The organism is Ruegeria sp. A3M17 (assembly GCF_003318255.1).
Classification (GTDB): Bacteria; Pseudomonadota; Alphaproteobacteria; order Rhodobacterales; family Rhodobacteraceae; genus Ruegeria.
In genome coordinates, this window is the sequence record NZ_QOCF01000031.1 from 162,385 (window position 1) to 175,137 (window position 12,753).

The 12,753-nt window shown below is 53.1% G+C and carries 8 protein-coding genes and 1 pseudogene; 4 read left to right on the plus strand and 5 right to left on the minus strand.

Going from position 1 to position 12,753, the window contains the following annotated elements; genetic code table 11:
* Nucleotides 1-142 precede the first annotated feature (142 nt).
* The 3 genes from DS906_RS17795 to DS906_RS17805 form a co-directional block, all read right to left on the minus strand.
* Nucleotides 143-1,930: a DUF3604 domain-containing protein gene (locus DS906_RS17795; RefSeq protein WP_158541342.1), complete on the minus strand. Its 1,788-nt coding sequence runs from the start codon at nucleotides 1,928-1,930 to the stop codon at nucleotides 143-145.
* 5 nt (nucleotides 1,931-1,935) lie between these two features.
* Nucleotides 1,936-3,852: a DUF3604 domain-containing protein gene (locus DS906_RS17800; RefSeq protein WP_113791439.1), complete on the minus strand. Its 1,917-nt coding sequence runs from the start codon at nucleotides 3,850-3,852 to the stop codon at nucleotides 1,936-1,938.
* Nucleotides 3,853-4,014: 162 nt separating this feature from the next.
* Entirely contained in the window at nucleotides 4,015-4,980 is a 966-nt protein-coding gene (locus DS906_RS17805; protein ID WP_113791440.1) for a transporter, read from the minus strand.
* 104 nt (nucleotides 4,981-5,084) lie between these two features.
* On the opposite strand from DS906_RS17805, the gene DS906_RS17810 reads away from it, so the two are divergent.
* Nucleotides 5,085-5,744 carry a Crp/Fnr family transcriptional regulator gene (locus DS906_RS17810; RefSeq protein ID WP_113791441.1) on the plus strand — a complete coding sequence of 220 codons (660 nt, stop codon included), beginning with the start codon at nucleotides 5,085-5,087 and terminating at the stop codon, nucleotides 5,742-5,744.
* Between the two features lie 303 nt (nucleotides 5,745-6,047).
* On the opposite strand, the gene DS906_RS17815 is transcribed toward DS906_RS17810, so the two are convergent.
* Nucleotides 6,048-6,350 carry an SH3 domain-containing protein gene (locus DS906_RS17815; protein WP_113791442.1) on the minus strand — a complete coding sequence of 101 codons (303 nt, stop codon included), beginning with the start codon at nucleotides 6,348-6,350 and terminating at the stop codon, nucleotides 6,048-6,050.
* A gap of 372 nt (nucleotides 6,351-6,722) precedes the next feature.
* Here DS906_RS17815 and DS906_RS17820 point away from each other — a divergent pair.
* A pseudogene (locus tag DS906_RS17820) lies at nucleotides 6,723-7,479 on the plus strand (IS5 family transposase).
* An 845-nt stretch (nucleotides 7,480-8,324) separates the two neighbouring features.
* On the opposite strand, the gene DS906_RS17825 reads toward DS906_RS17820, so the two are convergent.
* On the minus strand, nucleotides 8,325-8,885 hold the full coding sequence (locus tag DS906_RS17825; RefSeq protein ID WP_233494833.1) for a CHAP domain-containing protein: 561 nt from the start codon (nucleotides 8,883-8,885) through the stop codon (nucleotides 8,325-8,327).
* Nucleotides 8,886-9,327: 442 nt separating this feature from the next.
* Here DS906_RS17825 and DS906_RS17830 point away from each other — a divergent pair, with 442 nt between their 5' ends.
* Nucleotides 9,328-10,044 (plus strand): DUF3365 domain-containing protein, encoded by a 717-nt coding sequence (locus tag DS906_RS17830; protein WP_113791506.1) that lies wholly within the window; start codon nucleotides 9,328-9,330, stop codon nucleotides 10,042-10,044.
* Complete coding sequence (locus DS906_RS17835; protein ID WP_113791443.1) at nucleotides 10,041-12,746, plus strand: response regulator; 2,706 nt, start codon at nucleotides 10,041-10,043, stop codon at nucleotides 12,744-12,746. Before DS906_RS17830 ends, DS906_RS17835 begins: the two co-directional genes overlap by 4 nt.
* Nucleotides 12,747-12,753 lie beyond the last annotated feature (7 nt).

Genomic DNA, 12,753 nt, shown 5'->3' on the forward strand with positions numbered 1-12,753 from the left:
GGACAATGCAACCATTGGCTGCAATCCACAAACACCGCTGGCCTTGGTGCTGATACGGTCCTTTAGGTTTTAGCTTCGCCAATACCTGACACTCGCTGAGCGACTTGCAGGCGCGGTATATTCTGAGGTTCAAGAAACGGCTTTATCCGGCGGGCGTGTACCAGATCGGCGAGCCCCAGGCGCGTTCCTGAATTGTAGCGGGGACTTCTTCCAACAAAGGAAGGCCAGATCGAACGGCATCATACGTCGACCACCTAGGTGTCGGAATCTCGATAGCACGTGCATAATAGAACGCGCCTTGCTCTGGGTCGAAACCAGGGTCAGTCCAACTGCCAATCAATGTTGGGGCGCCAATGTCGTTCGTATACAGGGCAGTTTTCAGATCGACAGTATTACCCACCGAAGGAAGTTTGCCATCTGCGGCGATCTCGCGATCGCCGGACCAGGCCACGTCAATGATCTCTTCGTGGATCTCGCCCGTTGCGTCGACCCAGCCCTTGATGATCTGGATCCGATCCAGATTAGCGCCGTCCGGGTCTTTTTGCGCATAAACGGTGAAAGTGGGCGCTTTGGCTCCAATCAAATCACCACCCATCGGCACGCCGTTTTCATAGCCATCTTCCACCATCGCAACGGGGTCGGTGGGATTGTCCGCAAGGTCCGAGCCACCGAACATCCGCACTTTGACCCGAGGCCCGGATGTAGCGAAAGCTTCACGCCGTTTCATCGCATCCCAAATCGAGGCTCGGGTGTTTTCCTCGGCCCAGACACCAGCAAGTGAACCAATCGAAAGGTCGATCCCGTCGATCCAACCGCCAACCCCGCCCTTGCGACGTCGATCAACACTGCCATCTTCGGGACCGTGACCGCCGATAAAATCATCTTCGGCCAGATCAGACATCAGACCGTTATGATTGTCAGTGCCGCCGATGAACCCGTATTTGTAGGGGTTTACGCCCAACTCCTGATGGGCCGCCAGTCCCAGTTTCAACCCTTCGCGCACAAAGTCGCGCTTGTGGAAATACCGGTTTGAGTTTTTCTGGATGGAATTTGCGTTTTCGAAACCAGCGAACTCATCCGCCTGCCAGAATGCTTCGTGCACCTCAGAATTACCTTTGATCTGCATCATTTCGATCAGCGGCTCCCAAGCCTGCCGAGTGCTGGCCCAGTCCTTGTCTGGAGCTTTGCCAAAACTGTTGAGTTCGGGAAACATCTGCTGTTTTGACGCGTTCGAATTATGCGGGATCGCCAAAAGGGTTGATCCATTGTCTTGTGCGTTTTGCAACCAGTCCCAGAGGTCTTCGACCTTGTTGGAGTCGTAGCTTGACATCGGAAGGCCCGGGATCACGCTATCGCGGAAAATCACGTTGCGATGCATGTTGCCACCGTTTGGTGCCGCCGACCACTCAAAGGCAATCAGGGCTGTAAAACTGCCCGGATCATTGTGTTCCTCGGCCGCGTCTATAATGATCTGCCAACCGGATTTGGTGGTCTCAGGCCCCTGATAAAAAGGTGGGTGCGTGGGATTTTCGCCGCGATTGTTGGCAATGACGTATTTATAAAACCAGTCCTGTTTGTCTTTCAGCGTTTCCAGGCTGCGTAGTTGTTGCAGATCTTCCTGCTCGTATCCTGGTGCCCTGGGGAATATCGTCGAATACATCTCGCCCAGATATTCCACGTGATCGCTGACCGCTGCAAAATCGAGCGGGCGCGACAATTGTTTGTGACGTCCATTTACCAAGACTGGTTCGCCCTTGGCAAAACGCAGGCTGTCAGATGGCATCAATCGTGCACCACCGATATATGCATCCAGCGACAGTGCCGTATGCATATGGGTCTCACCAAAGTATGCGTTACGCATGGGGTTGGGTTCCGCCAATGCCATAGTCGACAGCGCCAAGGTGGATGTCGCAATAATAAGTGTTTTCATCGGCTTCATCCTTCAGGTGTGTACCAGATCGGCGAGGTGTAAGCGCGCTCTTGCGTGATCATCTTGACCTCATCGGGCATGTCGACATCAAAGCGAACCGCATCATAGGCGGTCCAGCGTGGCGTTGGGATTTCGATAACACGGGCATAGTAGAATGCGTGCTGCGAGGGGTCGAACTCCGGATCAGTCCACACGGTACCCAGTTCGGCCCGGCCAATATCATTGGTCCAGCTTGGGATGCTCAGATCGACGGTATTTCCGACGGGTGGTAATTTACCGTCATCACCGGGCGTGCGATCACCGGCCCAAACCACGTCATGGATTTTTTCATGGGTCTCGCCGTTTGCATCAACCCAGCCCTTGATAATCTGGATGCGGTCCAGGTTAGCACCAATCGGATCACGCAGGGCGTAAACAAGGAAAGACGGTGCATCGCTACCCGCCAGATCACCACCCATCGGGACACCTTTTGAATAGCCGATCCGTGCCAACTCGCGGTGTTTGATGTCGTCGGCCACGAAGTCTCCGCCGAAGAACCGCACTGTGATGCGTGGGCCCGTGGTCGCATAGACCTCGCGCCGTTCCATCGCATCAAAGATACCTGCCCGGGTGTTTTCAGTGGCCCAGACGGCCGTCGGACCCGGAGTGGCATATTGCCAACCCTTATAGGAAATTCCCAAATCCGCATTGCCCTTGGCCACCGAGGTGGCGCGGGTTTTTGACGGCTCCATCCAAGTAAAGGCGCCAAAGAAGTTGTTGTCGAGCTGCGTGGTCAGCCCGGTGTGGATATCCGAACCACCCACAAAGCCCAGCTTGAAGGGGTTGATCCCATCGGATTGCTCAAAAACCAGGCCGTTTCTTAGCGTATTGCGCACCATTTCCGTGGCGAGCATCTCAGGCGTCTTGGCTTCGGAGATATCCAGATTGGCCCAATCCCACCGTTCGTATTCGGCAAATTCATCTGTCGGGGACAGCATCGGATGGGTTTCGCTGTCTCCTTTAGTCTGGCCAATTTCAACCAGCTTTTCCCATTGCTGCCGGGTTTGCAGATACTCTCGATCGAAAGGCGCATTGTCGTTCAACGTGTCATTCAGCGCAAACATGATGCCGTTGCTGAGGTTCGGATTGTGCGGAATAGCAAGCACGTCCCCTCCGGTCTTGTCCTCATAGCTTTGCATCCATTTCCACAAGTCGCGGGGATCCGGGCTGCCCATTGGAGGCGCCATCAGGAATGGAACCACTTGCAACGCCCTCTCAGGTCCATCGCGAATGATGACATTGCGATGCAGGTTGTTGCCTTCGGTCAACGAGGTCCATTCATAAGCGATCATCGCAGTAAAAACATGCGGGTCGTTGAATTCCTCTGCGGCCTGTACCAGATCGCGCCAAGTATTGTCATAGCCTGGCATCCCGGGTTGATACAGCAACGCCTGGCTTAAAGTGCCCTGACTGAATTGCGCGATCAGGTCGATGCTGGCCTGTTTGGCCTCGTCACCGCCCTTCGCGAACGCTTCGTGAAACTTCTTGCCCTGTGCGTCCGCCATGATGTTTGGCGCGCCTTTTTTGATGTCGGTAATCACCCCCACGCCATCGGTATGTTCAGTGAGCATGTAAAAGTCGAAAGGTCGCTCAAGCTTGACGGGCTGCCCGGTGTTCGACGTCACCTGCTCGCCTCGGGCAAACCGGTACATGTCTCTTGGCATCAAAGTCGTGCCACCGCCACCTGCATCCGCCGACAATGCCGAATGGACATGCGTATCACCAAACAGAACCCTCGTCGGAAATCCCCGGTTGGCATTGGGAGAATATGGTTGCCCCTTGAGGTCCCCAGCCGCGTTGTCGGCCGAGGCCGTATCCTGCGCCAGCGCAGGTAAAGTCAGCGACACCGCAAGTGCAGTTGCCAGAGTCAAATGCATGGTCATCTCAAACCCTTTCGTTCAAATACCCATCCGCGTTTATTTTTGCTGCGATAGTTGTGCATCCGGGCCAACCTACTTGTGGCTGGCAAGAGTTAGGCCGTCCGTTTGAGCAATCTCGGAGACCGAATTTGTCATCGTCAGAACAGATGGTTGGAACACGGTCCATCAGAACACCAATCCAACAGTCATCCAGACCTTGTTGCTTTCAAATCTACGTTTGGCCCCAAACTCCTTGATGTACTTTGCCTTGATTGAAATCGGTGTCTGACCGATCTGAGTTGACCAACTAACAATAGGGCCGAGACCATACACGCTGGCCTGCAAGCTGTCGGCCCCGAGCAATTGCTTGATTCCATCCGCCCCGCTGCCGCTGTCATCGCCAATCTGATGGTAGGCATATCCCGTTACCCCAAGGGCAAGTTTGTTGGGCAAATGCCGCATGACAGTGCCTTCAAAATGCGCCTCGGGCGCGGTCTGATAGTCGGTGGCGTCGTTCTCGGCGCTGAAGGTGACGCCGAACGATCCTGAATACTCCCATCCTGTGGTCGGGTCGAACCAGGTCATCGACAGGGTTGGGTCAAATGCAAATCGGTTTTTTCCGGCATTCAGGGCGTCAATCGACCGGTTTGCGACGTTGATCTGCGTCGTCTGATAGTGGCCAGTGGGCAGAAAGAACTGTAGGGCCAATGTTGTATGCAGCTTGCCTTTGCTCCAATTGAAGAGAGGTGAAAGAACGATATCACCAAAGGCATGTTCGCCGTCATCGTTGAGGGTTCCGGAAAACCCCGAGCTGAGGTCGCCGGAATACTGCCCGTTTGCCGAAACGTAGGGCAAATTGAAATTGAGGCCCAATCGCGCATTGCCCCACTGCGCGTCAAAAACATGAGTGAAATTGAACTTGTAGGTAAACACCTCGACATCAGGGTCTGTCACGACCACACCGCCCGAAGCCATGCTGGGAGCGGTACCACTGAAATACACGAAATCGTTGTTTAGGTAAGTTCCGGGAGGCGGTAGGATGCCCGACATGCTGTCGCGACTGCCAAGAAGATAGGTCTCGATGCCTCCCTCTGCGGCTTGCACCTTTTGCGCACACAAGAACACCGAAGCAGACAACGCAAATAGTACCATTGTTGTCTTCAAATTCACTCTCCCAGATACAGAGCGCTTGTTCGCACGCTTTCAGATATGATAATCCAAAATGCGCGCGGGGATTGTCTTAAATTGGATATTTGATGCAGAAACCATCCACAATAAAAGAGATTCAGGCCTTAGTGGCGGCATCTCCCTGGCTTAGTGCGATAGATGAACGTCTGGCTAACGGCCTGGTAAATTCAGGTCGCAGTGTGAGTGTCGAAAGTGGCGCGGGCATTTATGCACTCTCTGATCATGATCAATCCGTTTTTGCCGTTGTGTCAGGGGCTGTTGGAATTCAGTTGGACGATGGCCAATCCGGGATCGTGTTGGGCCATGTGTTCGGGCCCGGTGCCTGGTTTGGCGAGGCGGCGGCAATCACCGGCTCGCCCCGACAGATTGGCGCGATTGCTCTGACAGATTGCCAACTGCTGCGGGTCCCGTACGAGGCTTTGATCCAACTAGAGCAGGACGACCAACCGATATGGCGTGCGCTTGGGGCGCTGGCCGTCACAAATGGCGCACTTGCCATTCGCGTTGCCCGTGATCTTATGCTGGCGGATTCCAAACTGCGCAGCCTTACAATCCTGACCAGGATATCCGACGCGTTTGCGCCGACCCGCGCCATTCCCCTGACCCAACAGCATTTGGCTGAGATTTGTCGCTTGTCCCGAAGTGCCTTCGCCAAGCTCGTTGCAGAGCTGGAGGCCGGCGGGTTGGTTCAGCGAAAATACGGCTCACTTGTGGTCGTTCCGCAATGATGGTCCCAGGCACAGGAGCGCTCCATCATTTTTTTGATGTGCGGATTGCAGCAGTTGGAATCCGGGCCGAATATTCACGCATTTTTGCCTAGACCTACCTCTGCAAGCAGTATTCGGGAAGTCTTGCTACCGCGGTATTCGACGTACTGCCTGAGCGAGGACCTTGCGATCTGGTAAGGGCGTTTTTCGTAGCAATTAAGCTTGGTTAACCCCTGAAACGAGAGCGCCAATTGAACTGAAAGGGAGTTTCCCATCAGCGTTTTTAGGGTGTCACCAAAAACGACAGCGCTAACCGCTATTGGTTCAGATTTTTTGCAAATATGCCCAGGAGACATACCCCTTTAATCCACGCGCGCGTTGCAAGGACACACGGCACCACCGGGTGCCACCGGTTTGCTCGCAACTGTGAACTCGAACAGCAGTTCCATTTGGAAGACCCACGATCACGTTAAAACCCACTCCAGGTCCTGCACGCAATTTCAGCATGTCTCCATCTTCAACTCCAAAAACCTTGTATCGTCCAAGAGATGCCGCTGCTGCAGTGTCAGTTTGGACAATGACGCCTATGAAAAATGCCGCTAAGGGTAAAAAGATTGCACTACGCATCACGTTAACCTGCCTGTTGCCTCAACTCCAATCGTAGCGACTCAGATCATCAAGCGGAACTACCTGACAACAGAAAACACACTTCTTGACCTACCATTGATGCAAAATTCTCATCTGTGCTGGAGATCTGGTTTGCGCCGATAGTGACGACTGGCTGATAACTCAAAAACGTGGTGCCAACTTCATCTGCAAGCAACGGATCCACTGCTCTGCGCCTAATTTCGTTGCTAAAATAAGGTTTGAACTTGAGTGCATTTTGATGTCGAACGCCCACCGCATATCTGATCCATCAATGACAACTGGGTTAGGGTCAGGATGCATTGATTTTTGTTTTGCCGCGTGCTTCACGGCTCCAAGAAACGGAGCGGTGACATGAGCGACCTATTTTGGCTGACCGATGTGCAGATGGCCAAGCTCACCCCTTTCTTTCCGAAGTCGCACGGCAAGCCTCGGGTTGATGATAAACGGGTTTTGAGCGGGATTATCTTCATCAATCGCAATGGGTTGCGCTGGCGGGGCGCCCCCAAGGAATACGGGCCACACAAGACGCTTTACAGCCGTTGGAAGCGTTGGAGCGAAAAAGGCATCTTCGCGCGGATCATGGCTGGTCTGGCCGCCGAGCACGGCGAAGAAAAGACGGTTATGATCGATGCCACATATCTAAAGGCCCATCGCACGGCATCCAGTTTGGGGGTCAAAAAGGGGGCGTGGTCGCCTGATTGTCAGAACCAAAGGCGGCATGAATACCAAGTTGCACACAATCTGCGACAGCAATGGGTTGCCTTAGAACCTCTTTGTCACCGCCGGGCAGGTCAGCGATTACATCGGTGCGCGGGCTCTGCTCAGCAGCCTCCCAAATGTGGACTGGCTGCTCGGCGATCGCGGCTATGATGCCGACTGGTTCCGAGACGCGTTGAAAGACAAAAGGATACGCGCCTGCATCCCCGGTCGAAAGCAACGCAAGACACCAGTCAAATACGACAAGCGCAGATACAAGCGGCGAAACCGCATCGAGATCATGTTTGGCAGGCTCAAAGATTGGAGACGCGTCGCGACCCGCTACGATCGCTGCCCGAAAGTCTTCCTCTCAGCAATCGCTCTCGCGGCAACTGTCATCTACTGGTTATGAATCCTGAGCCTAAGTTCGCTATTAAGTTCTTGGGGCTAGAAGACCAAAACTGACGACCACAGCAAGATCAAGAGACGCGCTATTGGCGTTCCGGAGCGATTTAGACGGTTCAAATTGGCTGCTTATCGTAGCAGCGAGTGCTTTTGGGGGAGATGGCATTCAAGGCAGAAATCTATTTGTAAGTGCTTTCATGCTTGCGTCTGCTAGGATCAGGAGGCGTTGGTTGCCGCTTCCCAATTTCTTTGCTCTACTGATACATCCCAACTTCGGTCGAATTTGCTCTTCGACATGGGATTGGTTGGTTTCTTCTATCCTCTTGGAGTGTGAGTACCGAGCTTACACCAACACAACGGGTCGTTGAGAACACGGTTAACATTGCGTACTTGGCCGCAGCAGATGTACTTGTAATTGAACTGCTTCAACACTCAATCGGTAGATGGCAAACACAACAAATCTATCATGACCGCTTACTTTAGGATTTTTGCTGAACGCGTTTGAATTCGTGCTATCCACTTGGATGACGACTTCTTGGGGCACAAAACCCAAAGCTCATTGACGTAAATTGGGTAAAATGCCGGCCTCGACCAAAACTCATCCAAAAACTCAATGGCCACCAAGCAGATCTTCGCGGCGTGTGAGGTACTAGGCCTCAGCGACGGCGGCAATGCACAGGAAGCGAGCAATAAACAAAGATGCAGTGTTTTTGATCCGTGGACAGTTGCGGTGCGGACGATACCGACGTTCGGGTTCCCTGCACGAAAGGTCAGTGTCCACGCATCACGACCGAAACGGAAAACGCCTGGGCACATTCGGATACCTGGCAGCAGACGCGAACAGAAATTGAGTTACCCGTCATCTTTCGGATAGATAAACCCGTTTACCGGGTAGAAATTGCCATACTGGCCCGGCTTGGTTTCGACCCGGACCAAGGTCCAATCATTGTTTTTGGATACGTCCCTGACGCCCATTTTCAACGATACTTTATTGCGGTGCCAGTTGGCGTGATTCACGATGACTTCCCGGTCCGTGACAATACTGGACACGACAGCCACATGACCCAAAGGCATCCCGCCGGTTGCTCGAAACGACATCACCGCACCGACAGCTGGTTCATTGCCCCGTTCAAAAATACTGCGCGCCCTACCCCACCAATCCTTGGCGTTGCCGCGAATTTGGATACCGCTGAGGTTCCGTGCATAGGGCACGCACCACACTCTTTGCCCACGGGCTTGCTTTTGCGCGACCTCACGCAGAGCCATTGACTGACGTTCCGGATTAAGGTCCGCATCGGTTGGACTCTTAGCGCAGGCAGAGAATAGACTAAGAACCCCAATCGCGATCGCGGTTCGGGCGGCACCAAAAAAGCGTGGCCAAATCGTATTTGTTTTATGGGCGCTGTTTTGCAAGACGCTTCATTGCCGGTTCGAAGATTGACGGATTTCTACGCTGATTTGATCAAGAATGAAAAGAGGCCTGCCAATTCCCCAGCAAGATATTGCCAGTTCCCTGTGCCACCATTAGCCCAATGGCTGAGATGAAAGACGCATATGCACTTTTGGTGACAAATGTTGCGCTTGGATAAGGAAGTAGCAAAAGGCTCAGAACCGACGTTCACGAAACTTCGCTCGCCATCTGAATTGCGGACAAATCTGATTGGCGCACAAGCAGCGTGATCACTAGCTCAGCCGTCACTAACTACACTCAATTCTTGGTTGTACAACTCTGGTCGGGCCGAATTCATAAGACAGTTTGGAGAATTTTTGCTAGTCTATCTTATTGTCACTGCACTCGACTTTGCGTGGAGGCGTTGGTCTTTTGAAGAATTCAATTTTAGCAGCAGCGGTCATTTTGAGTACATTCTATCCGCTTAGTCCGGATGGTGTTGCGGCGCAAACCGCAGAAGAGGTTGAGACGGGCAACCGACTAGCGGCGGTGTTGCGAGCCGGTCGAAGTGTGGTGTCAAACAGCCAAGAACTAATCAACGATCCAACCGTCACTGACAAAGGTCTATCCGGTGACGTATTTTATGAGAAAGTTATTCAGGCCTACTTGGAGGCCAATGGCGAACCACCGCTGCATGATGGACTGGACCCATTGGAGCGTAGGCTTACTGAAACGCAACTGGACGCTATGGTCACTGTTATCGACGCAAACCAAGAGATAATAAATGCCGAAGGAGTGGCTTTCAAAGGTTTTATTCCAGCGGTTTTTGCCCGGTTGGTAAATGAGCAATTCGCTGATGAAATCGGCACATCTGCCATGGTCAAGGTAACTGCGCCCTCGGAACTTGTCCGCAATCGCATGGCCCGTCCCGATACTTGGGAGAACTCGGTTATCGAGGAAAAGTTCAAGAACTCTTCTTGGGCCGAAGGGCAGCCATTTTTCGAAGAAACTGACGTTTCAGGAACACCCGCTTTCCGAATGCTGATCCCCGAATACTACTCTGAGTCCTGTCTTTCATGCCACGGATCGCCAGCGGGTGAAACGGATGTGACCGGTTTCCCAAAAGAAGGTGGGCAACTTGGGGATCTGGCAGGTGCAATCAGCATAACCCTTTTTAGATGAAACAAGAACCTGGTGTGAGTGACAATTGGCGGTGGGTGTCCGAAAACACTATTCCGGTGCGCATAGGATCACTGTCGGCGCTATTGTTAGCTGCTTTGGTCGTGAGCACCATTGTGATGGTCTACGATCTGGCGCGCAACCAAGCCCGCATACAGGACGCAAATACTGAGTTTCACCGGCTGGAAGTGGCAGGCCAGGCAGATCGTCAATTTGGAGAGATGAGGTACTGGCTGACGGATCTTTCTGTCAGCTTACTGACCCTTTCGGAGCGGCGCGCGAACGAAGCAAGCACGAAGCTCAATAGCAGCCTCGAACAGCTCTCCGCTTTTGCACCCGAGTCCGCAGCCAGCGTGCAAGAGCAGGCAAACTCCTATTACGAAACTTCCATGCAAGCAGCCGATGCTTACACCGACGGCAACAGAGTGCTGGGAAATACTTTACTTGCACAGGCCCGAGTGGCCAGTGATGCTGTCGACAAGACGCTGACGCAATTGGTCGAGGACCTATCCAAAAGCGCCGACCAAACCAGAAATGAAGCAACGGTTGCCGCCAAGGCAGCGATGAACCGAGCGATCATTGCATGTGTTGTCATTGTGATATTGGGAGCGCTTCTTACCTGGCGTGCTCTGAGATCGATCGTTGTGCCACTGCATGCAATCAACATTGCGATTTCAGGCCTGATCCGGGGTGAACGGGATGTCGCGCTGCCGCCCGAAGGCCCTGATGAGCTGGGCCGGATGTCCCAAGCGCTAAGGGCCCTTCGCGACAGCCAGGACAAACGGCGCGAACTAGAAGAAGAAGCGCGTGCCCAGCGCAATACAATCCTCACTGCGATTGAAACAATCCCAGATGGATTTGCGCTGTTCGACAACGAAGACGAGCTCATACTCTTCAACGACCGATTCCGAAGTATTTTCGCACATGTGGACGACATTCTTGTGCCGGGCACACGGTTCGAAGACATCTTGAGGCTGCAGCTGGAACGAAAATCGGTGGATACCGGCGATGTTCCAGACGAAGAGTGGATTAGCAGCCGGCTCGCACGACATCGCAGACCTGACGGGGATCGCCAAGAAGTCTTGCTGGGTGGTGCCTGGATTCAGGTATCAAAACGCCAGACACCCGACGGGGGCACGGTCGCCGTTTATAGCGATATTTCTGACCTTAAGTCCAAACAGGAACAACTTGAAGAAGCCAACGCGCAGGCGATCGCGGCCAGCTCGGCTAAAAGCCAGTTCCTGGCTTCCATGAGCCATGAGTTGCGTACACCGCTGAACGCAATCATCGGCTATAGCGAAATGCTGTCCGAAGATGCGCAGGAAATGGGTTTCGAGACAGCGATCGATGATCTGGAGAAGATCATGGCATCTGGGCGGCATCTGCTCTCTCTCATCAATGACGTTCTTGATCTATCCAAGATCGAAGCGGGCAAAATGGAAATGTACCCGGAACGCTTCGCCCTCCGACCCTTGTTGGACGAAGTCGCTTCAACGGTGGTGCCCTTGGTGAGCAAGAATGGAAATGATCTGGTTCTCTCTTGTGATCTCGAAGACACTGACGAGATCGAAACCGATAAAACCAAACTCCGGCAGAACCTTTTCAACCTGTTGTCCAATGCTGCAAAGTTCACCGAAAGTGGTAAGATTGAGCTTCTTGTCTCCAAACTGGAAAAAAACGACCAGGACTATTTTCGATTTTCAGTGGCAGACGAAGGTATCGGCATGACCCCAAAGCAACGCGACAAGCTGTTCCAGGCGTTCGTCCAAGCTGACCAGTCTACTACGCGAAATTTCGGGGGCACCGGGTTAGGGCTCGCCATTGCACAGGAATTTACACGTATGATGGGTGGACACATCACAGTCGATAGCAAAGAGGGTGTTGGATCAACCTTCTCTTTCGAAATCCCAGCCCGCTACGATACCGTTTCTACGTCGATTAATGATCATAGCGAAACGTCACCGGACACTGCTTTGGGCCGCGTTCTGATCGTGGATGATGAAGAAGACGCACGGAACGCGGTTGCACAAATCGTGCGCGAGGAAGGGTATGATGTCTTGCTGGCATCGAATGCGGAGGCAGGCATGGAAATCGCGCGCTCGCAAAAGCCTGACGTTATTCTTCTGGACGTTATTATGCCCGAACGCGACGGTTGGTCGATGTTAAAAGAACTCAAGGCTGACGCGAAGCTTTGCGAAACACCCGTCGTCCTGGCCACGATTGTCGCGGATCGCGACATGGGACTTGCCTTCGGAGCGATCGAGCACCTTATTAAACCCATTGATCCTGCACGGCTGATTTCAACACTAGATTCAATCGCCACGGGGCGTGACAAGGATGTGCTGATCGTTGACGACGATATGTCAACGCGGAACCTGTTTCGCCGTATTTTGACGCGCAATGGTTGGACAGTGCGTGAGGCGGCAGACGGTCACGGCGCGCTCAGCCAATTGAAATCCAAAAGGCCGACTCTGATGGTATTGGATATCATGATGCCGAATGTTGACGGTTTCGATGTTCTCAAAACGGTTCGCACAACCGATGGGCTTGCAGATTTGCCGGTGATCGTAGCCACATCCAAGGACCTCACGCGGGACGAGCTGGATTGGTTAAAAGCCCATTCAGATGAAGTCATTCGCAAAGGCGATACGGGTCGAGGTGATCTGATTGCGGCACTGAAACGTCAGCTACAGGATTACTCATAAGTCGGAA

Coding starts and splice junctions, on each gene's coding strand:
- DS906_RS17795 (WP_158541342.1), bottom strand. CDS start 1,930: ATGAAAACACTTATTATTGCGACATCCACCTTGGCGCTGTCGACTATG.
- DS906_RS17800 (WP_113791439.1), bottom strand. CDS start 3,852: ATGACCATGCATTTGACTCTGGCAACTGCACTTGCGGTGTCGCTGACT.
- DS906_RS17805 (WP_113791440.1), bottom strand. CDS start 4,980: ATGGTACTATTTGCGTTGTCTGCTTCGGTGTTCTTGTGTGCGCAAAAG.
- DS906_RS17810 (WP_113791441.1), top strand. CDS start 5,085: ATGCAGAAACCATCCACAATAAAAGAGATTCAGGCCTTAGTGGCGGCA.
- DS906_RS17815 (WP_113791442.1), bottom strand. CDS start 6,350: ATGCGTAGTGCAATCTTTTTACCCTTAGCGGCATTTTTCATAGGCGTC.
- DS906_RS17835 (WP_113791443.1), top strand. CDS start 10,041: ATGAAACAAGAACCTGGTGTGAGTGACAATTGGCGGTGGGTGTCCGAA.